Here is a 20,399-nt window from a genome sequence, read left to right as displayed (position 1 = left end):
ACATGACAACAGGGAACGGGATGCTGGCCGTTATCGGTGGTAGCGGCGTATACAACATCGAAGGACTGGAAAACACGCGCTGGGTGAAGGTCGAATCTCCGTTCGGCGAGCCGTCGGACGAGGTACTGGTGGGCGAGCTGGACGGCCAGCCCATCGCTTTCCTGCCGCGCCACGGGCGCGGGCACCGGCTGTCTCCCACCGACATCAACTTCCGCGCCAACATCGATGCGCTGAAACGCCTCGGCGTGACCGACGTCGTCTCGGTCAGCGCGGTCGGCTCGCTGCGTGAGCACCTTGCTCCCGGCACCTTCGTCATCGTCGACCAGTTCATCGACCGCACCTTCGCGCGCGAGAAGAGCTTCTTCGGCAACGGCCTGGTCGCGCATGTGTCGATGGCTCATCCGGTATGCAAACGCTTGGGCGACCACCTGCACGCGGCCGCGCAGGAAGCCGGCATACAGGTGTCGCGTGGCGGCACCTACCTGGTGATGGAAGGCCCCCAGTTCTCAAGCCTGGCCGAGTCCGAACTCTACCGCTCGTGGAATTGCGATGTGATCGGCATGACCAACATGCCCGAGGCCAAACTCGCGCGCGAGGCCGAGCTCTGCTACGCGACGGTCGCGATGGTCACCGACTACGACTGCTGGCACCCCAACCACGACGATGTCACCGTGGACGCCATCGTCAAGGTGCTGCTGGAGAACGCCGATCGTGCGCGCGTACTGGTGAAGACCGTCGCGCCGCTGGTGGGCAACGACGCGCAAGCCTGCGACTGCGGCTGCCGCAGCGCGCTGCAATACGCCATCATCACCGCACCCGAAACGCGCGATGCGAAGATGATCGCGAAACTGTCTGCCGTGGCCGGGCGGATGTTGAAATAGCAAATATCTTTACCACGAAGGACACAGAGGGCACGAAGAAATCCGGTTTCAGTTTCTCCTTGTACTTCGCGTGCTTCGTGATTAACGGGTTTTTATTCAGAGCCAGAGGAAGAGAAATATGCCTATCAAATCCAGAATCCGCACCGTTCCCCACTATCCCAAACAGGGCATCCAGTTCCGCGATATCACCACGCTGCTCAAGGACCCCATCGGGTTCAAGGTCACCATCGACGAACTGGTGCGCCGCTACAAGGATCAGAAGATCGACAAGATCGCCGGCATCGAATCGCGCGGCTTCATCCTCGGCGCACCGCTGGCCTTCGCGCTGGGCAAGGGCTTCGTCCCGATCCGCAAGAAAGGCAAGCTGCCCGCCGAGACCATCGGCCACGACTACGAGCTTGAATACGGCACCGACCGCATCGAGATCCACACCGACGCTGTTTCAAAAGGCGAGCGGATATTGCTGGTGGACGACCTGATCGCCACCGGCGGCACCGCCGAAGCCGCCTGCAAGCTGATCGAGAAGATGGGCGGCCAGATCGTTGAATGCTGCTTCGTCATCGACCTGCCGGACATAGGCGGACGGACAAGGCTGGAGAAGATGGGGCAGAAGGTTTTTGCGTTGTGCGAATTTGAGGGCGACTAAACGTAATGACTCTGCAAAATACAATTATCGTTGTCAATGAAGAGCCTTATTGTATTTGGGAGGTCGATTTAGAAAAAAGGAACTTGGAATTTATTGAAGGCATTGATGTTGACTACTTTGAATACCTGCTGAATTTACATTTGAATGCGGAGGACGAAAAAAGAGCATCAATAGCTCTCAGAACAACGTTGCATCATGCGGTAGAAACATTCTTCTCTTTGCTCGGCGCATATATTCAAGCACCTAATTGTGCGTACGCATGGGTGGCGAAATGCCATACAGAAGAACTTCGTTCTCTAATCCAAAAAATTGCGGATGGGAATCAAAAAACTTTCACGAAGTTAAATATTGATAAAGTATCGCTGAATTCAGTGGCTGAATTGATTTTTTATGGATATATGCCGAATACCGAACGGGCGGATTCTACAAAAAAACTTTTTGCCAAATTTTGGGGGATGCTCGCTAACGAGTTTTTGGATGACAAGAATATTGATGAGTACAACAGTTTGAAGCATGGGTTCAGGGTGCGATCTGGTGGTTTCTCTATGTCGGTAGGAATAGAGCATGAATATGGCGTGCCGCCCCCAGAAGAAGAGATGAAATCACTTGGTAGTTCTGAGCATGGCACAAAGTTTCTTAGATTAGAGCCAATCGCAGGAATAAAGAAAAATAGAAATTTAAGATCGAGAAAAGTTTCCTTGAATTGGAGAGTGGAGAGGGTGGCCTTGCAACTACAGTTGGTTTGCATGTCCATCAATAACATAATCTCCGCGCTTAAGATCGCAAACGGAATTGGAGCCGGGAAATGTAAATTTGTTCGGCCAACTGAAGATAGCGACTTTGAAAAACCTTGGTCTTTCTCTCCTGGCATTATGAATTTGAGTATGGATTTCGTGATAGATGAAGCTCAAATCGGTTTGGCTACTAGAGGCGAGTTGAATGGCATATTGAAGGCGCACGAAGAAGGGAATACGAGTAAATAAATGAAAATCAACGGCACCCCCTATCGCACCATCTGGTCCACTGCCGACAATGCGGCAGTGGACATCATCGACCAGACGAAACTCCCGCATATCTTCGAGACGCTACGGCTGGAAACGATGCGCGATGCCGAACGTGCGATCAAGGACATGCAGGTGCGCGGCGCGCCGCTGATCGGGGTGACGGCGGCGTATGGCGTGGCGCTGTCGATGAAAGATCATGCCTCGGACGCGGCGCTGAAGGCGAGCTGCGACAAGTTGTTGCTGGCGCGACCGACGGCGGTGAACCTGCGCTGGGGTGTGGAGCGGATGCGCGCATTTTTAGCTCCCTTGCCGGAAGCCGAGCGCGCTGCGGCAGCATGGCAGGAAGCGGCACGTATCGCCGACGAGGATGTGGCGATCTGTTCCAGTTTGGGTGAGCATGGCTGCGAACTGATCCGCGCGATGCATGACAAGAAAAAAGCAACGGTGAATATATTGACTCACTGCAATGCCGGCTGGCTGGCGACAGTGGACTGGGGCACGGCGCTGGCGCCGATCTACAAGGCGTTCGACGCGGGCATACCTTTGCATGTGTGGGTGGACGAGACCCGCCCGCGCAACCAGGGCGCCAGCCTGACCGCGTGGGAGCTGGGGCAGCACGGAGTGCCGCATACGGTGATCGCGGACAACACCGGCGGGCATTTGATGCAGCACGGCATGGTGGACATGGCCATCGTCGGCACCGACCGCGTCACCGCGCGCGGCGATGTGTGCAACAAGATTGGCACTTACCTGAAGGCGCTGGCCGCGCATGACAACGGCGTGCCGTTCTACGTCGCGCTGCCCACGCCGACGATAGACTGGACGATACAGGACGGGGTGAAGGAGATCCCCATCGAGGAGCGCGCGCAAGAAGAGGTGACGCATATCGCCGGGCTGTGCGACGACGGGCAGGTGCGCAGCGTGCAGTTGACCCCAAGGGGTTCAAGTGCGGCCAATTACGGTTTCGACGTGACGCCGGCGCGGCTGGTGACGGGACTGATCACCGAGCGCGGCGTGGTGGCCGCGAACGCGGAGGCGATGCGGGCTCTGCACGAGGACGTGAGATGAATCCAGATCACCCGTTATATCCTGTCATTCCCGCCTGCGCGGGAATCCAGCGAAACAATGATTCCGCGAAGCGACAAGATATTGATTCTGTCCCGCTACGCGGGGATTTTTTCGATTAACTGGATTCCCGCCTGCGCGGGAATGACGCTGTTTTTGATTTGAATGGACGATTCGAGATGAACGAATATGAACTGCGCGACGAACTGGTGCGCATCGCGAAGAAACTGGACGTGCAAGGGCTCAACCGTGGCACGGCCGGCAACCTGTCGGCGCGGCATGGCAGCGGCTTTCTGGTCACGCCCTCCGGAATGGATGCGGAAGAACTGACGGCGGACGATATCGTGTTCGTGGATTTCGACGGCAGTACGCAGGGGCGCTGGCGTCCGTCCAGCGAATGGTTGTTCCACCGCGACATACTGATGCAGCGCCCGGAGTTCGGTGCGGTCGTCCATACGCATTCCGTCGCGGCCAGCACGCTGGCCTGCCTGCGCAAGGACATCCCGCCGTTCCATTACATGATCGCACTGGCGGGCGGCGATACCATCCGCTGCGCGGACTATGCGACCTTCGGCACACAGGCGCTGTCCGATAATGCGCTGATCGCGATGAAGGATCGCAAGGCTTGCCTGCTGGCGAACCACGGCATGATCGCGGCGGGCAAAAACCTCGCCGAAGCGTTCAAGATCGCGGTGGAAGTGGAAAACCTGTGCGAGCTATACCTGCGCGCCTCGCAGCTCGGACACCCGTACCTGCTGACCGCCGAACAATTCCGGCAGGCGCAGGAAAAATTCGCCGATTACGGCAAACCGAAGCAATAGGGGATATGGAAAAGGCGCCGTCCCGGCACGCGACCGGGACGGGCTATGGGATTACACGGAGGCGCTGAACGAAACGTAGGTGGGGAGGGCGACGACGAACGACACGACGCCTGCGACGACCCAACGCACAAACCTGGCAATAGCGGAATAAGCTTTTTTCATTTCTACACCTCTTTCATTGATTGGAACTTCTCACCCGTTTCGTTCCATCGCGATCGCAGTTTCAATCGCATCGATATAACGACGGGCATGCTTCAGACGGGGTTTTGGCAAAAGAGTTCCCTGATGGCGTGCGATAGGAGCGGGAGATCACAGTGGCGGGAGTGCCGGATGATGCGGATATATGGCGTCCTCGACAGGAATCGAACCTGTAATTGACCCTTAGGAGGGGCCGGTTATATCCATTTAACTACGAGGACAACTGGAACAAGGCGCGCATTCTAACGGAAACGCGCGGTAATCAAAACCGCCCGCTGGTATTATGCGCGCCTTGCATGAGTCGAACGCGAACAAGGAGAACAGATGAAGTGGTTGGTGCTGATTGCCATGGTGGTCGTATTTGCGGCTCTGTTCGTTGCCCGTGCCGCGCGGGCGGGTGAACTGCCGCAGGTAGGCGGCCCCGCGCCGGATTTCAACCTGCCGGACCAGAGCGGCAGTCAGCATGCGCTGAAGGATTTTCGCGGCAAATGGCTGGTGCTGTACTTCTACCCGAAGGACGATACGCCGGGTTGCACAAAGGAGGCCTGCGCGTTCCGCGACGACCTGAACCAGATCGCCGAACTGGGTGCGCAGGTGGTGGGTGTCAGCGTGGACGATACCGCGAGTCATGCGGAATTCGCGAAGAAATACCACTTGCCGTTCCCGTTGCTGGCGGATGAGACGACTGAAACGGCCGAACGTTACGGGGCATTGCTGAATCTGGGAATCCTGAAAGTCGCACGCCGCTATACTTTCCTGATCGACCCGCAGGGCAAGGTGGCGAAGATTTACCTGGCCGTGGAAACTTCTCGGCACTCGAAAGATATCATCAACGATTTGCAGCAACTGACCAAAGGGAGCAGGCAGTAATGAAGTACAAGGCGAATTTGTTCATGGCATGGTTCTTCATCCCGATGACGCTGGTGATGGGCTGGGTGGCCTTTGTCGGGCGCATGGTGCTGGAACTGCTCGGCATCAATACTTTCGAGGGAGACATTCCCGGCCGTATCGTGGGGGCATTGTTGCTGTTCGGAGCGGTGTATCTGGTGTTGCATTTTCGCGGCTCGCTGCCGCCGGAGGGTAAGCAAGGTGGCAGCGGTTTCGGCTTCGGCCACCGCGTGGTGCTGGCAGCCAATCTGTTGGCGACCTTGTTCATCATCTTCCAGCTCACTCACCCCCTGATCGAGAATCCCGATATGCGGCTGGTACTGGATCGTTTCACTTATGCGTTCGGTCTGTTGGCGACCGGCTGCTGGGTGGTCGGATTCTCTTTCCTCTACCAATCCTCCCTGCCACCGAAGCAGTAGGCCGCCATGCCATTCATCACTCTGGACAAGGCATGTCTTTCGTTCGGCCATGTCGCGTTGCTGGACCATGCGGATTTTCAGCTCGACGAGGGCGAGCGCGTCGGCCTGATCGGGCGCAACGGCGGCGGCAAGTCCAGCATGATGCGCGTGTTGGCGGGGCAGGGCACACTCGATGACGGGGTGGTGTGGCGTGCGCCGACCGCCCGCATCTGTCATGTCAGTCAGGAGCCGGTGCTGGATGCCGACGATACGGTGTTCGACGCGGTGGCGAAAGGCATGGGTAAGTTGCAGAAACTGCTGCACGACTATCATCTGGTGTCCCACCAGCTTTCCGAGCCGGACGCGGATTACGACAAGCTGCTGGAGGATATGCAGCATCTGCAGACGCAACTCGAAGCACAGGACGGCTGGTCGGTGCAGGCACGTATAGAGACTGCGATCAGCAAGTTGGAATTGGATGCGGACAAGCAAGTCGGCAAACTGTCCGGCGGTCAGCGCAAGCGCGTCGCTCTGGCTCAGGCGCTGGTGGCGGAGCCAGATGTGCTGATCCTCGACGAGCCGACCAATCATCTGGATTTCGCTTCCATCGAATGGCTGGAAGGGTTGCTCAACGACTTCAAGGGTGCAGTGCTGTTCGTCACCCATGACCGTCGTTTTCTGGACAATGTGGCGACGCGCATCGTCGAACTGGATCGCGGCAGGCTGACGAGTTTCCCGGGAAATTTTTCCGCCTATCAGGCGATCAAGGAACGCATGCTGGCGGACGAGGCGGTGGTGAATGCCAAGTTCGATAAGGTGCTGGCGCAGGAGGAGGTGTGGATACGCCAGGGCATCAAGGCGCGCCGTACCCGCAACGAGGGTCGCGTGTTGCGCCTTGAGCAGTTGCGCCGCGAGCGTGCCGCGCGCCGCGAGAAGATCGGCAAGGTCGAGATGAGCGTGGATAGCGGGGAGCGTTCCGGCAAGCTGGTCGCGGAGCTGACCAATGTCAGCAAATCGTATGGCGAACGCAAACTCATCGACGATTTCTCCTGCCGCATCCAGCGCGGCGACAAGATCGGCCTGCTCGGGCCGAACGGTGCGGGCAAAAGCACATTACTCAAGATCATCCTCGGCGAATTGTCGCCGGACAGCGGCAGCGTGAAGCTGGGCACCAAGATCGCGGTGGCCTATTTTGACCAGCTGCGCGCACAGCTTGACGACGAAGCGACGCTGGCCGACACCATCAGCCAGGGCTCGGATTACATCGAGATCGGTGGACAGAAGAAGCATGTCATCAGCTATCTCGGCGACTTCCTGTTCGCGCCGGAACGCGCGCGGTCTCCGGTGAAGAGTTGTTCCGGTGGCGAACGCAACCGCCTGCTGCTGGCACGGTTGTTTACCCAACCGGCCAACGTGCTGGTGCTGGACGAACCGACCAACGACCTCGACATCGAGACGCTGGAGCTGCTGGAGGAGTTGCTGGCGAACTATGACGGTACGCTGTTTCTGGTCAGCCATGATCGCGCCTTTCTCGACAATGTCGTCACGCAGGTGATCGCGTTCGAGGGTGACGGCAAGCTGATCGAATATGTCGGCGGTTACGAGGACTGGGTGCGCGTCAAGCAATACCAGGCCGGCATCGCCGCCGGAAAGCCATCTGTCCCGACGCCGGCAAAGGAGAAGATTGTGCCGGTCGAGAAGCCGAAGCCTGCCGGGAAGATCGGTTTCAAGGATCAGCGCGAACTTGATGAATTGCCCAAACGTATCGAGGCGCTGGAACAGGAACAGATCGACATTACCGCGCATCTGGCCGATGGTTCCATCTACCGGGACGACACGAAACGCGCGAGGCAGTTGCAGGCACGCAACGAGGAGATCGAGGCGGAGATCATGGCTGCGATGGCGCGCTGGGAAGAGCTTGAGAGGCGCAAGGGGTAAGTTGTGTTTTGATTTTGCAGTGACTTTATTAATCGTGTTGTAACGGAACTTTGGTTGGATATACCTGTCCCACCGGGTCACGAAATTTCAGGAGGAAGATATGACGCAATATAGCAATCGCATGGTAATAATTCATTGGCTGACTCTGGCCTTGTTGATCGCTGCCTGGTTCCTGGGCGAATCGGTAAATGAGGCGCGTCACGACGGCGTTGCAACCATTTCGGGTTACATGGTGCATTCGCTGGTGGGCGGCGTGATCCTGTTGCTGACAGTGACGCGCCTGTTCTTCCGTAGCGGGGATGGCGTTCCTCCCGCGCTGGGCGATACGCCGATGGACAAGGTGGCCAAGGGCATCCACCATCTGTTGTATGCCGTTTTGATCCTGTTGCCGGTGAGCGGCATCGTTCAGGTGTTGACCAGTGATGTGAGTAAGGCCTTATTGTCCGGAGATGCGGCCCTGTTGCCTGCAAAGTTCGACGGTGTGCCGGCACACGAGGTTCATGAAGTGCTGGTGACGGTGCTGATCGTGCTGGTTGTCGTGCATGTGCTTGGTGCGCTGAAGCACCAGTTCGTGATGAAGGACAACATCATGCACCGCATGTCGCTGTGCCGGGGTTCGTGTGACGAAGGCAAAGGGAATGATGCTTCCGGAACAAAGCAGGACTGATCTCCAGGGTGCCGGATAGTCAAATGGCCACAGCGGGAGCTGTGGCCATTTTCATTTCTTCCGGGTGTCGGCTGCTAACTGGAGCTGGAAAGGCGTTCCGCTGCCTGAACCGTATTGGCGACCAGCATGGTGATGGTCATCGGTCCGACGCCGCCGGGAACCGGTGTGATCCAGCCGGCCACTTCTTTCGCTGAATCGAAGTCCACGTCGCCGCACAGCTTGCCGTTGTCCATGCGGTTGATGCCGACGTCGATTACCGCAGCGCCGGGCTTGATCATGTCGCCGGTGATCATTTTCGCCCGGCCGGTGGCTACGACGAGGATGTCGGCATCGCGCGTGTGCCTGGCAAGATCAACGGTCTTCGATGTGCAGATCGTTACGGTCGCATTGGCCTGCAGCAGCAGCAGCGCCATCGGCTTGCCGACGATGTTGCTGCGGCCGACCACGACGGCATGCTTGCCTTCGATGCGGACACCGCTCTTTTCCAGGAGCTTCATCGCGCCGTACGGCGTGCAGGGCGCATAGCGCATGTTGCCGGTGGCGAGGGCGCCGACGTTCACCGGATGGAACCCGTCCACATCCTTTTCCGGATTGATGGCGTTGAGCACCTTGTCGCTGTCGATGTGTTTCGGGACCGGCAGTTGAACCAGGATACCGTGGATCTTCGGGTCGGTATTGAGTTCGGCGATCTTGTCCAGCAGCGTCGCTTCCGGTATGTCGGCAGGCATGGCGATATGTTCGGAATGCAGGCCGAGTTCGGCGCAGGCCTTAACCTTGTTCGCGACATAGACCCTGGATGCCGGGTCTTCGCCAACGAGGATCACCGCCAGTCCCGGCGTGACGCCGCGCGCCTTCAACGCATCGGCGCGTATCTTCCATTCGGCGCGCACTTCCTGCGCGATGGCCTTGCCGTCAATGATACGTGCTGTCATCGTGCTCTCCGCAAGATTAGAAACTGGGTTTTTCGGGCGCGTTCTGGTAATTCGTCACGCCGTCGAGGATTTCCTTGCGTGCCGCGTCGATACCTTCCCAGCCGCCGATCTTGACCCATTTGTTGGGCTCGAGGTCCTTGTAGTGAGCGAAGAAATGTTCGATCTGCTTGAGCACTACGGGAGATAATTCCGAGTAATCCTTGAGTCCGCGATACATGGTGGAGAGTTTGTCTACGGGAACCGCCAGAACCTTGGCGTCGAAGCCGGACTCGTCTTCCATTTTCAGCACAGCCAGCGGGCGGCAACGTACCACCACGCCGGTGTTCAGAGGGACCGGGGTGATGACCAGTACATCGACGGGGTCGCCATCGTCCGACAGAGTGTGGGGGATGTAGCCATAGTTACAGGGGTAGTGCATCGCGGTGTTCATGAAACGGTCCACAAAGATGGCGCCGGATTCCTTGTCCACTTCGTATTTCACGGGTTCGCCGTGTTGCGGGATTTCGATGATGACGTTGAAATCGTCGGGGAGGTTGCTGCCGGAGGGGACTTTGTTCAGGCTCATGTTTTTCCTTTGGGTGGGGATGTTAAGTGGAAATCGCTGCGGAATTATAAGCGATAGCAGGTGAAGTCGCAGGGAGCTTTCGGCTAGAATGACGCCTTGATTAATCTGTGGAGGCGGCAATGGCAGCAAATCTGGTTGGAAAAATGGTTATCGGTCAGTCCGGCGGACCGACGGCAGTTATCAATCAATCCCTGGTTGGCGCGGTACTGGCAGCGCGCAAACAGCCAAATATCACCGGTATCCTCGGTGCGCGGCACGGCATTGCCGGCATCATGAAGGAAGATTTCATCGACCTGACCACGCAGAGCGCCGAACAACTCGAACTGGTTGCGACGACACCCGCTGCGGCACTGGGTTCGGTGCGCCTCAAGCCCGGCAAGGCGGAGTGCGAAAAGGTGTTCGAGGTGTTCAGAAGGAACGATGTGCGTTACTTCTTTTACATCGGCGGCAACGATTCCGCCGAGACCGCGCACATCATTGCCGAGATGGCGAAAGAAGCGAACTACGATTTCTGCACCGTGCATATTCCCAAGACCATCGACAACGACCTGAAGGTCACCGATCATTGTCCGGGATTTGCTTCAGCGGCGCGTTTCGTGGCGCTGGCGTTCATGGGCGACGACCGCGACAACAGGGCGCTGGCGGGCATCAAGGTCAACGTGGTGATGGGGCGCAGCGCCGGTTTCCTGACTGCGGCATCCGCGCTGGCGCGCCAGGCGGAAGGCGATGGCCCGCACCTGATCTACCTGCCGGAACGCGTGTTCGACGTGGAAAGATTCAAGCAGGATGTGCGCGACACAATGGCGAAACATGGCCGTTGCGTGATTGCCGCATCCGAAGGTATCACCGACAAGGACGGCAACCCGATCTCGACCAGCGGTGAGCGCGATTCGCACGGCAATATCCAGTTGTCCGGCAGCGGCGCATTGGGCGATACATTGGCGGCGCTGGTGAAAGAGGCTTTTGCCGGGCAGAAGGTGCGCGTGCGTGCCGATACCTTTGGCTACTTGCAACGCTCGTTTCCGACCATCGTTTCCCCGATCGATGCGAAGGAAGCACGCGAGGTCGGTACGGTTGCAGTGAACCATGCGGTCAGCACCGGACAGCCGGGTTCGGTCTCGATCCGTCGCTTGAGCAGCAAGCCGTACGCCAGCGAATGTTTCATCACGCCGCTTTCTTCTGTGGCGCGCGAGGCTACCGAGATGAAAGACGAATACATCAATGCGGACGGCAATGACGTGACGCAAGCATGGATCGACTATGTGACACCACTGGTGGGTGAACTGCCGAAAATGGGCCGTCTGTAAACGTAGCAATAAATCTACTACTTAAGTCGTTGGTTATGCGCGAACCGGTGTCAGGATCGCGCAGATAAAAAACCGGGCGGGAATACAACCCGCCCGGTTTTTTTATTGCCGCAGAGATATTCCTACAACAACGGCACGATCAGGAGTGCGACGATGTTGATGATCTTGATCAGCGGATTCACGGCAGGGCCGGCTGTGTCCTTGTAGGGGTCGCCCACGGTGTCGCCGGTGACGGCCGCCTTGTGCGCTTCCGAGCCCTTGCCGCCGTAGTTGCCTTCCTCGATGTATTTCTTTGCGTTATCCCACGCGCCACCGCCGGTGGTCATCGAGATCGCGACGAAGATGCCGGTGATGATGGTGCCGACCAGCACACCGCCGAGCGCTTGGGGGCCGAGCGTCAGGCCGACCACGATGGGGACGGCAACGGGCAGCAATGAAGGAACAATCATCTCGCGGATCGCAGCTTTGGTCAGCATGTCCACGCAAGTGCCATATTCCGGCTTGCCGGTGCCTTCCATGATGCCGGGGATCTCCTTGAACTGGCGGCGTACTTCGACCACCACGCTGCCTGCGGCACGGCCGACTGCTTCCATGCCCATCGCGGCGAACAGGTAGGGCACCATGCCGCCGATGAACAGGCCGATGATGACCATGTGGTTGGACAGGTCGAAGGTCAGTTCATGGCCGCTGGCAGAAAGTGCATGGGTGTAGTCGGCGAACAGCACCAGTGCGGCGAGTCCGGCTGAACCGATGGCATAGCCCTTGGTGACGGCCTTGGTGGTATTGCCTACAGCATCCAGTTCGTCGGTGATGACGCGCACGTTGTCCGGCAGGTGCGACATTTCGGCGATGCCGCCCGCGTTGTCGGTGATCGGGCCGTATGCATCCAGCGCCACGATGATGCCGGTCATGGATAGCATGGAAGTGGCTGCGATGGCGATGCCATACAGGCCGGCCAGTTCATATGCGCCATAGATGGCGAGGCAAACTGTGAGGACAGGCGCAGCCGTTGCTTTCATCGATACGCCCAGGCCGGCGATGATGTTGGTGCCGTGCCCGGTAGTGGAGGCTTGCGCGATGTGGCGTACGGGTGCGAATTCGGTCGCGGTGTAATACTCTGTGATCCATACCAGTGCGGCTGTCAGCACCAGTCCGATGACCGAAGCGAGATACAGATTCATCTGGCTGCCGGGAGCGCCCAAGGCATCGTCGGGAATCAACATGGTGGTGATCGGGTAGAAAGCGACAAGTGCGAGCACAGCGGAAACAGCGAGTCCGCGATACAGTGCGTTCATGATTTTGCCGCCTTCGCGAGCCTTGACGAAGAAGGTGCCGACGATGGAGGCGATGATTGAGAAGCCACCCAGCACCAGCGGATAGATCACCGCATTCGATCCGATATTGGCCAGTAGCAGGCCGCCAAGCAGCATGGTGGCGATGATGGTGACCGCATAGGTCTCGAACAGGTCGGCCGCCATACCGGCACAGTCGCCGACGTTGTCACCGACGTTGTCGGCGATCACCGCCGGGTTGCGCGGGTCGTCCTCGGGAATGCCAGCTTCCACCTTGCCTACCAGGTCGGCTCCGACATCGGCGCCCTTGGTGAAGATGCCGCCGCCCAGACGGGCGAAGATGGAGATCAGTGAACCGCCGAAGCCCAAGCCTACCAATGCGTGGGTCGCTTCGCCCGACGTTGCACCCATGCTGGTGAGGAATACGTAATAGCCCGCCACGCCTAGCAGGCCAAGACCAACCACCAGCATGCCGGTAATCGCGCCGCCCTTGAAGGAGATGTTGAGCGCCGCATTGAGACTTTCCTTGGCCGCTTCGGCGGTACGCACGTTGGCGCGTACCGAAACGTTCATGCCGATGAATCCGGCCGCACCAGAGAGGATCGCGCCGATGGCGAAGCCGACCGCAGTTTGCCAGCCGAGCGCGAAGAGGATGACGAAGAACAGCGCTGCCCCTACCCATGCAATGGTGGTGTACTGGCGGTTCAGGTAGGCAGAGGCGCCTTCCTGGACGGCGGATGCGATTTCACGCATTCGCTCGCTACCTGTCGATTTGCCCAATATCCATTTGATGGAAAATATGCCATACAGAATTGCAGCAATGGCGCAGAACAGCGCGAATCCGAGACCACCCGACATAATTTTCTCTCCCTATAGTTGATCCGTAAATTGAACGCTGCGAAGTCAGTAATTCCGCTGACCTGCGAATAATAACAGCATCCTATGCATAACTTGTGCACCATAATATTACGGCCAGTTAATATTCGGTTGCATTTGATTCGTGCCAAATGTAATGTACGGAAAAATGTACAAATGCATCGCGCAAGATGCGTTTTGCGAACCATAATAATAGCTGCAACTTTAAATAAGGAGGGGAAAATGGCTGTCGAATTATTCAATAACGGCAAACACCTGTGCCTGATGTTCGACGATCTGGTGAATGATGATAACAGCGCGGCGGTTCAGGCGAACCAGTTCCTGATTGTGGATAACGGGAACGGAGCGTTGCTCGATCCAGGCGGCAATATGACCTATAACGGCCTGTTGATGGCGATGCACAATTATTTTCCTCCCAAGAGGCTGAAGTACATCTTGGCTTCGCATGCCGATCCGGACATCATCGCCTCGGTGAACAAGTGGATGATCCACTCGGAATGCAAGGTGGTCATTTCCAATTTGTGGACACGCTTTGTCCCGCATTTTTGTAGTGTGGGGAACGTAGAAGGACGGGTGGATGGCATCCCTGACGAGGGCATGAACCTGCCGCTCGGCGAATCTTTCATCAAAGCGATCCCAGCACACTTCATGCATTCTGAAGGGAATTTCCAGTTTTACGATCCGATCAGCAAGATCCTGTTTACGGGAGACATGGGCGCTTCCATCGTGTCGCATACGGAGGCGGATGCGCCGGTGGAGGATTTCAATGCGCACCTCAAATACATGGAAGGTTTCCACAAACGCTACATGATCTCCAACAAGATATGCCGCTACTGGGTGAACATGGTGCGCCAGATGGACGTGGAATGGATCGTGCCGCAACACGGCAAGTCGTTCAAGGGCAAGAAGATGGTGAACCAGTTCCTTGACTGGATCGAGCAACTGCCTTGCGGAGTGGATCTGATGACACAGGACAATTACCGCATCCCACCCTGACCGGACTTTAACCGATCATAGCGATCGGTCGGGGCTCGGAAATTACGCCACATTGCATATCGATGTGGCGTTTTTTGTGGGGTACGCCTCCCGTTTTCAGCGCGGTGCGAAAGCGGTAACGATCAGGTTCGGTCAGTTTCTGGCGAGTGCGGCAACTCCTGCCGCCGCGATTTGACCATCCTGAACCGAGCGTACACCGCTGATCCCCAGTCCGCCGACAGCAACACCTTCCAGTATGAGTGGCACGCCGCCTTCGGCGGGGATCACGCCGGGCAGTGCGAGGTGGATTAGACGGCCGCTCAGGACGGCCTCTTCGGAGGTCTTGGTTGGGCGCTGGAAGGCTGCTGCTGCACGTGCCTTGAAGATTGCCGTTTCGACACTGCCAAACTGGGTGTCATGGTTGCGTTGCAGATACAGCAGGTGGCCACCGTCATCCACTACGGCAATGGTTACGCGCCAGCCGTTGTTCTGCGCCTCGGTTTCAGCAGCGGCAGCGACACGTTTGGCGGCCTCCAGGGTGAGGACCGGTTTGCTGGCCATGTCTATTTGCCGTCCAGTGCCGCGAAGATCTGGTCGCGTATGTTTTCCACGCTACCGATGCCGGGCACGTTGATGCACTTCGGGGCGTTTGCATCACCGGATTTTTCCCATTCTGTGTAGTACTCGACCAGTGGTCGGGTCTGCTCGTGGTAGACGGCGAGGCGTTTGATGACGGTATTTTCCAGATCGTCGGGCCGCTGCACCAAGTCCTCGCCGGTAATATCGTCCTTACCTTCCACTTTGGGCGGGTTGAAAATCACATGATAAGTGCGGCCCGAGGCCAGATGCACGCGGCGACCGCTCATGCGCTTGATGATTTCGCCGTCCTGCACTTCGATCTCCACTACGAAGTCGATATTGATGCCGGCATCCTTCATGGCTTGAGCCTGTGGAATGGTGCGCGGGAAGCCGTCGAACAGGAAGCCATTGGCGCAATCAGGCTCCGTGATGCGTTCCTTGACCAGGTTGATGATGGTGTCGTCGGAGATCAGTCCGCCTGCGTCCATGATTTTCTTTGCGGCGATGCCCAGCGGGGTGCCGGCCTTGATTGCCGCGCGCAACATGTCGCCGGTGGAGATCTGCGGGATAGCGTATTTTTCCTTGATGTAATTGGCTTGCGTGCCTTTGCCTGCCCCCGGTGCGCCCAGTAGTATCATCTTCATTTCTGGTTCTCCCTCTGTCTGTTTTGTGTGTCGAAAAGTTGCCTTGCAGCGTGCAGATCCTGTTCGGTGTCCACGCCGCTTGGCGGAGCCTGCTCGGTGATGACAACTCCGATTCTGTACCCATAATGCAGCGCACGCAATTGTTCCAGTGCCTCGAAATGCTCCAGGGCGGTCGGGGCGAGTTGTCCGAAGGCGCGCAAGAATCCTGCGCGGTAAGCATATATGCCGATATGTCTTAGCACCGGAAGGTCTGCCGGAAGCGGTTGCTGGCGGGCAAACGCATCGCGCGGATAGGGTATCGGAGCGCGGCTGAAATACAGCGCGTTGCCGTGCTGATCGAGTACCGCCTTGACGATATTCGGATTGCGCAGCGAGGCCTCATCGTGGATCGCGTGGCAGGCGGTGGCAATCGCGCATTCCGGATGGGAATGCAGATGTTCAGCGACGGCCCGGATCAAGGCGGGTGGCATCAGCGGTTCGTCGCCTTGCACGTTGACCACGATGGTGTCGTCCGGCCAGCCCTGTTGCATCACCACTTCGGCGATGCGATCCGTTCCGCTGGTGTGTGTCTCGCTGGTCAGGCAGGCCTTGAAGCCGTGCTCATGCGCCACGTTGGCGATTGCATGATGGTCGGTGGCGATCCATATCTGTTGTGCACCGCTCGATGCCGCCTGTTCCGCGACCCTCACCACCATGGGTTTCCCGGCAATCGGCAGAAGCGGCTTGCCGTGCAGGCGGGTCGAGGCGTGGCGCGCCGGAATGACGACGTGGAAACCGGTCATCAGAGCGCTTCGATTTCTTCCGGGGTGAGCTTGCGCGCTTCGTCGGCCAGCATGACCGGGATGCCGTCGTCGATCCTGAAGGCCAGGCGATCAGCCTTGCAGATCAGTTCCTGTTCGGCCTTCCGGTAAACCAGCGGGGCCTTGCACAGCGGGCAGACGAGGATATCAAGCAGTTTGGCGTCCATGGGTTTGGATCTTTCTCTGTAGGTGTTCGAGCAGGGCCGGATCGATTCGGGCATCCACGCGCAATACCCAGTATGTTTCATCGGCGAATGCGGCGCATTTTACCGCATCTTTTTCGGTGAGGAGTATGGCGTCGCAATCCGCGAAATCCAGTTCGGCGGCAACATAGGGATGATGGTCGGGAAAGGGGTGCGGCGTAAAGGTGAACCCTAATGTTTCCAGATGCCGGAAGTAACGTTGCGGATGTCCGATGCCTGCCACGGCATGGCAACGCAGCTTGCTGAATTCAGGGGCGGTGGCAGTCTTGTCCGGATCGAGCAAATTGTAGAACCGGTCCCCGGACAGGCTCATGGCATACTGGCCCGGTGCGGCAGTGCAGCCGTTTACGACCACGGCATCCACCGTCTGCAGGCGTGCTGCCGGTTCGCGCAGCGGCCCGGCAGGGATCAGCCAGCCATTGCCGAAGCCGCGCTCGCCATCGACGACCGCAATCTCGAAATCGCGCTGCAATCGGTAATGCTGCAAACCGTCGTCGCACAATATGACATCGCATTGCGGATGGGCATGCAAGGCTGCCCGCGCGGTGGCGACACGATCAATGCCCACCCAGACCGGACAGAGATTGCGTTGCGCCATCAGCAGGGGCTCGTCGCCGACTTGCGCGGCGGTGCTGTCCGGCGATACGGGATGTTGCTGTGCGATACCACCATGACCGCGACTGACGATCAGCGGATGCCAGCCGAGTTCGATGAGTTGTTGCGCCAGTGCCAGTGTCAGGGGGGTCTTCCCGGTACCGCCGATGCTGATATTGCCGACCACAACGACCGGTACGGTCAGGCGGTGGCTGTCCAGGATGCGGCAACGATACAGCCAGCGGCGCAAAGCAGAGAATAAATGGAACAACCAGCTGACGGGAAGCAGGAACAGGTGCAGCGGCGTGTGTCGGTACCAGTGGCGTTCCAGGCCGGTCATGCCGTTATTTGGGAGGATTCTGGGTGGTGAAGGTGATGCGTCCGTAGCCCGCCCGGCGGGCAGCCTCCATCACGTTGACGACAGCCTGGTGTGGCGTCCTGGCATCGGCGTTGATGACGATGGTGGGATCGGGTTGGTCGCCCGCCGCATTTTTCAGCGATGCCGCCAATGCGTCCACGCCGGTGTAGGAGACCCCATGATTGTTGATGGCATAGTGCTCGGAGGCATCCACTGCCACGTTGACCGGCCGCTCTTCCGTTTTACTGGCCTGTCCGCCTGCTTGCGGCAGATTGATCTCCAGTTCGGAAAATTTGGCATAGCTGGTGGTTACCATCAGGAAGATCAGGATGACCAGCAGCACGTCTATCATCGGGATTAGGTTGATTTCCGGCTCTTCGCGGCTACGCCCCCGTTGGAAGTTCATTGTTGCTTAACCCTTGCGCTGGCCGTGTACGATTTCTACCAGTTTGATAGCCTGTTGTTCCATTTCGATGGTCAGGCTGTCCACCTGGGAACGGAAATGGCGGTAGGCAATCATGCTGGGCACGGCGACGATCAGCCCGAATGCCGTGTTATACAAGGCGACCGAGATGCCGTGCGCCAGGGTGGCGGGACTATTCCCGGTGGCGGTTTGTGAGCCGAAGATTTCGATCATGCCTACCACCGTGCCGAACAATCCCAGCAACGGGCTGATGGTGGCGATGGTACCCAGCGTGGTCAGGAAACGTTCCAAGTCGTGAGTGACGGCGCGTCCTGCTTCTTCGATGGACTCCTTCATCACCTCGGGCGAGCTTTTGATGTTCTTCAGGCCGGCCGAAAAAATGCGTCCCAGCGGCGATCCTTCCGCCAGTTTGGCCAGCATGCTGTCGCTGACGCCACGTTGTTTGAGTTCGTTGACTACTTCGTCCAGCAAGGTTTGTGGTGCAATCCGGTTGCTGCGCAGATATGCCAGCCTCTCTGCGATCAGACCTACGGCGATGACGGAAGCAAGGATCAAAAACCAAATCGGCCAGCCGGCCGCTTCAACGATTGCGAACACGCGGATTCTCCAAATGTGCTTAAATCAAATCGTGCCGATAATTAAATCGTGCCGATGATTGCTGGGCGCAACTGTAGCGTGTCACACCGAGTTGAGCAACATTTCTCAGGATTTACTTTATCAATATTTTGCTAACCCGCCATTTGAAAAGAGTATTTTCGTTTGCCCACAAAACCTGTGGATAACTTTGTGGAAGAAACTTGGCAAGGGGGCTTTAAGGTGGCGTGATGTAAGGATTTTTCTTACGTTGCCTATTTTTTATGTGGTTATATATTTCATATAAAACAATGGGTTGTTGTAAGTTAATATTATTTTCACGGAGTGGGTGGCAGGAAGAGGGCTTGTTTCCTAGGTGTGTGGATTATTCCGGATTGTCAATATGTCTTTTGGCCTATTTTTCGAAAAAAACAATCGTGTTTTTCACGTTGTGGAACTTAACCAAGCAATCAAGCAGTTGCTGGAATCCAGCGTTCCCTTGTTGTGGGTGCGCGGGGAAATCTCCAATCTGGTGAAGGCTGCTTCAGGTCATTATTATTTTGCATTGAAAGACGATCGCGCGCAGGTGCGTTGCGTCATGTTCCGTCACAAGAGTCAGTTGTTGAGTAATCCGCTCACCAATGGCCAGCAGGTCGAAATATTGGCCAACGCTACCCTGTATGAACAGCGCGGGGAGTATCAGTTAACCGTCGAACAGGTGCGCCCGGCCGGACTGGGCGTGCTGTATGAGCGATTCGAGCGGCTGAAACAGTCGTTGCAGGACGAAGGATTGTTTGCTACCGAACGCAAACGCGTCCTGCCGGTCTTTCCGAAACGTATCGGCATCGTCACCTCGCCGCAGGCTGCCGCGTTGCGCGACGTGCTCGCTACCTTGCGGAAACGACTACCCACCGTGCCGGTAGCGCTTTATCCGGCTGCCGTGCAGGGCAAGGGCAGTGCCGATCAGATCGCGCAGGCCATCGAGGTTGCCAACCGGCGTGCGGAATGCGACGTGCTGATCGTGTGTCGGGGCGGGGGCAGTATTGAAGACCTGTGGGCGTTCAATGAGGAAGTCGTTGCGCGCGCCATTGCGGCCAGCGGAATTCCGGTCGTCAGCGGCATCGGCCACGAAACCGACTTTACCATCGCGGATTTTGTTGTTGATGAACGTGCGCCGACGCCGACTGCCGCAGCACAGCGCGTTGTGCCGGATCGCCATGCTTTGCTACAGGGGTTGCAAGACCAGATGCAACATTTGCGCCGCGCCCAGCGCAACCGGTTGCGGAACGCGATGCAGGCGCTGGACTACCTGCAGCGCAGACTGGTGCACCCCGCGCAGCAATTGCAGCGCCAGACCATACGATTGGAACAGTTGCGGCAACGCATGCAGCGCGCACATACCCATCGCCGGCTGCAGCTGCACTGGCAATGGCGATCACTGGCGCAACGTTTGTATGGTGTGCGCGGCGATTTTGCGCGGCTGCATGACAGGCAGGCCACTCTTGCACAGAGAATGACCGGTGCGATGCATGTCGGGCAGGCGCAGCGACTGGCGGGAGTGGAGAATGCCGCACAGCATCTGGCCCTGCTCGATCCCCGACAGGTGCTGGCGCGGGGTTACAGCATCGTGCAGGATGCCGGCGGAGCCGTGGTATCAGATGCGGCGGCGTTGGCGGTCGGGGCTGAGTTGCGGGTTACGTTCGCGAAAGGATGGGTGCGGAGTGAAGTGAAGGAAACGGGAGGAAAATAAAGTCGTCTCAAGAAACGGCAG

The 20,399-nt window shown here is 57.8% G+C and carries 22 protein-coding genes and 1 tRNA gene; 12 read left to right on the top strand and 11 right to left on the bottom strand.

Going from position 1 to position 20,399, the window contains the following annotated elements; translation table 11 throughout:
* Positions 1 to 20 precede the first annotated feature (20 nt).
* The 5 genes from IPM27_03595 (at position 21) to IPM27_03575 (ending at position 4,417) form a co-directional block, all read left to right on the top strand.
* Entirely contained in the window at positions 21 to 881 is an 861-nt protein-coding gene (locus IPM27_03595) for an S-methyl-5'-thioadenosine phosphorylase (GenBank protein ID MBK9160637.1), read from the top strand.
* Positions 882 to 999: 118 nt separating this feature from the next.
* Positions 1,000 to 1,527 carry an adenine phosphoribosyltransferase gene (locus IPM27_03590; protein ID MBK9160636.1) on the top strand — a complete coding sequence of 176 codons (528 nt, stop codon included), beginning with the start codon at positions 1,000 to 1,002 and terminating at the stop codon, positions 1,525 to 1,527.
* A gap of 5 nt (positions 1,528 to 1,532) precedes the next feature.
* A complete protein-coding gene (locus IPM27_03585; protein ID MBK9160635.1) occupies positions 1,533 to 2,510 on the top strand; it encodes a hypothetical protein in 978 nt (325 codons plus the stop codon).
* Positions 2,511 to 3,599, top strand: coding sequence for an S-methyl-5-thioribose-1-phosphate isomerase (gene mtnA, locus IPM27_03580; protein ID MBK9160634.1), 1,089 nt, complete (start codon positions 2,511 to 2,513; stop codon positions 3,597 to 3,599).
* A 176-nt stretch (positions 3,600 to 3,775) separates the two neighbouring features.
* On the top strand, positions 3,776 to 4,417 hold the full coding sequence (locus tag IPM27_03575; GenBank protein ID MBK9160633.1) for a class II aldolase/adducin family protein: 642 nt from the start codon (positions 3,776 to 3,778) through the stop codon (positions 4,415 to 4,417).
* 344 nt (positions 4,418 to 4,761) lie between these two features.
* On the opposite strand, the gene IPM27_03570 is transcribed toward IPM27_03575, so the two are convergent.
* Positions 4,762 to 4,836, bottom strand: a tRNA-Arg gene (locus IPM27_03570).
* Between the two features lie 103 nt (positions 4,837 to 4,939).
* On the opposite strand from IPM27_03570, the gene IPM27_03565 reads away from it, so the two are divergent.
* The 4 genes from IPM27_03565 to IPM27_03550 all read left to right on the top strand — a co-directional run bounded on the left by IPM27_03565 (position 4,940) and on the right by IPM27_03550 (position 8,506).
* A complete protein-coding gene (locus IPM27_03565) occupies positions 4,940 to 5,485 on the top strand; it encodes a peroxiredoxin (GenBank protein ID MBK9160632.1) in 546 nt (181 codons plus the stop codon).
* Positions 5,485 to 5,922 carry a hypothetical protein gene (locus tag IPM27_03560; protein ID MBK9160631.1) on the top strand — a complete coding sequence of 146 codons (438 nt, stop codon included), beginning with the start codon at positions 5,485 to 5,487 and terminating at the stop codon, positions 5,920 to 5,922. Before IPM27_03565 ends, IPM27_03560 begins: the two co-directional genes overlap by 1 nt.
* A 6-nt stretch (positions 5,923 to 5,928) precedes the next feature.
* Positions 5,929 to 7,839, top strand: coding sequence for an ATP-binding cassette domain-containing protein (locus IPM27_03555; protein MBK9160630.1), 1,911 nt, complete (start codon positions 5,929 to 5,931; stop codon positions 7,837 to 7,839).
* A 100-nt stretch (positions 7,840 to 7,939) separates the two neighbouring features.
* Positions 7,940 to 8,506, top strand: a complete 567-nt coding sequence (locus tag IPM27_03550) for a cytochrome b/b6 domain-containing protein (GenBank protein MBK9160629.1) — start codon at positions 7,940 to 7,942, stop codon at positions 8,504 to 8,506.
* Positions 8,507 to 8,580: 74 nt separating this feature from the next.
* On the opposite strand, the gene folD is transcribed toward IPM27_03550, so the two are convergent.
* The gene (gene folD, locus IPM27_03545; GenBank protein MBK9160628.1) at positions 8,581 to 9,438 is read right to left on the bottom strand and encodes a bifunctional methylenetetrahydrofolate dehydrogenase/methenyltetrahydrofolate cyclohydrolase FolD; all 858 of its coding nucleotides are present in this window, start codon (positions 9,436 to 9,438) and stop codon (positions 8,581 to 8,583) included.
* A 16-nt stretch (positions 9,439 to 9,454) separates the two neighbouring features.
* Positions 9,455 to 10,003 (bottom strand): inorganic diphosphatase, encoded by a 549-nt coding sequence (ppa, locus tag IPM27_03540; protein ID MBK9160627.1) that lies wholly within the window; start codon positions 10,001 to 10,003, stop codon positions 9,455 to 9,457.
* A gap of 119 nt (positions 10,004 to 10,122) precedes the next feature.
* On the opposite strand from ppa, the gene IPM27_03535 reads away from it, so the two are divergent.
* Positions 10,123 to 11,310 (top strand): 6-phosphofructokinase, encoded by a 1,188-nt coding sequence (locus IPM27_03535; GenBank protein MBK9160626.1) that lies wholly within the window; start codon positions 10,123 to 10,125, stop codon positions 11,308 to 11,310.
* 122 nt (positions 11,311 to 11,432) lie between these two features.
* Here IPM27_03535 and IPM27_03530 read toward each other — a convergent pair whose 3' ends face one another.
* The gene (locus tag IPM27_03530; GenBank protein MBK9160625.1) at positions 11,433 to 13,460 is read right to left on the bottom strand and encodes a sodium-translocating pyrophosphatase; all 2,028 of its coding nucleotides are present in this window, start codon (positions 13,458 to 13,460) and stop codon (positions 11,433 to 11,435) included.
* A 240-nt stretch (positions 13,461 to 13,700) separates the two neighbouring features.
* On the opposite strand from IPM27_03530, the gene IPM27_03525 reads away from it, so the two are divergent.
* On the top strand, positions 13,701 to 14,474 hold the full coding sequence (locus IPM27_03525; GenBank protein MBK9160624.1) for an FprA family A-type flavoprotein: 774 nt from the start codon (positions 13,701 to 13,703) through the stop codon (positions 14,472 to 14,474).
* Between the two features lie 132 nt (positions 14,475 to 14,606).
* On the opposite strand, the gene IPM27_03520 is transcribed toward IPM27_03525, so the two are convergent.
* The 7 genes from IPM27_03520 to IPM27_03490 are packed head-to-tail and all read right to left on the bottom strand — an operon-like array spanning position 14,607 to position 18,652.
* The gene (locus tag IPM27_03520) at positions 14,607 to 15,014 is read right to left on the bottom strand and encodes a heme-binding protein (protein MBK9160623.1); all 408 of its coding nucleotides are present in this window, start codon (positions 15,012 to 15,014) and stop codon (positions 14,607 to 14,609) included.
* Positions 15,015 to 15,016: 2 nt separating this feature from the next.
* Positions 15,017 to 15,676 carry an adenylate kinase gene (gene adk / locus IPM27_03515; protein MBK9160622.1) on the bottom strand — a complete coding sequence of 220 codons (660 nt, stop codon included), beginning with the start codon at positions 15,674 to 15,676 and terminating at the stop codon, positions 15,017 to 15,019.
* A complete protein-coding gene (gene kdsB, locus IPM27_03510; protein ID MBK9160621.1) occupies positions 15,673 to 16,458 on the bottom strand; it encodes a 3-deoxy-manno-octulosonate cytidylyltransferase in 786 nt (261 codons plus the stop codon). The genes adk and kdsB overlap by 4 nt, the downstream gene beginning before the upstream one ends.
* Positions 16,458 to 16,643, bottom strand: a complete 186-nt coding sequence (locus IPM27_03505) for a Trm112 family protein (GenBank protein ID MBK9160620.1) — start codon at positions 16,641 to 16,643, stop codon at positions 16,458 to 16,460. Before IPM27_03505 ends, kdsB begins: the two co-directional genes overlap by 1 nt.
* Positions 16,624 to 17,613 (bottom strand): tetraacyldisaccharide 4'-kinase, encoded by a 990-nt coding sequence (locus tag IPM27_03500; GenBank protein ID MBK9160619.1) that lies wholly within the window; start codon positions 17,611 to 17,613, stop codon positions 16,624 to 16,626. Before IPM27_03500 ends, IPM27_03505 begins: the two co-directional genes overlap by 20 nt.
* A 4-nt stretch (positions 17,614 to 17,617) precedes the next feature.
* Positions 17,618 to 18,037 (bottom strand): biopolymer transporter ExbD, encoded by a 420-nt coding sequence (locus IPM27_03495; protein MBK9160618.1) that lies wholly within the window; start codon positions 18,035 to 18,037, stop codon positions 17,618 to 17,620.
* Positions 18,038 to 18,043: 6 nt separating this feature from the next.
* Entirely contained in the window at positions 18,044 to 18,652 is a 609-nt protein-coding gene (locus tag IPM27_03490; protein ID MBK9160617.1) for a MotA/TolQ/ExbB proton channel family protein, read from the bottom strand.
* 379 nt (positions 18,653 to 19,031) lie between these two features.
* On the opposite strand from IPM27_03490, the gene IPM27_03485 reads away from it, so the two are divergent.
* Entirely contained in the window at positions 19,032 to 20,378 is a 1,347-nt protein-coding gene (locus IPM27_03485; GenBank protein ID MBK9160616.1) for an exodeoxyribonuclease VII large subunit, read from the top strand.
* The last annotated feature ends 21 nt before the right edge of the window (positions 20,379 to 20,399 follow it).

The sequence above is a fragment of the Nitrosomonadales bacterium genome, assembly GCA_016716325.1.
Classification (GTDB): Bacteria; Pseudomonadota; Gammaproteobacteria; order Burkholderiales; family Gallionellaceae; genus Gallionella.
This window is presented reverse-complemented; position numbering and strand designations above follow the sequence as displayed.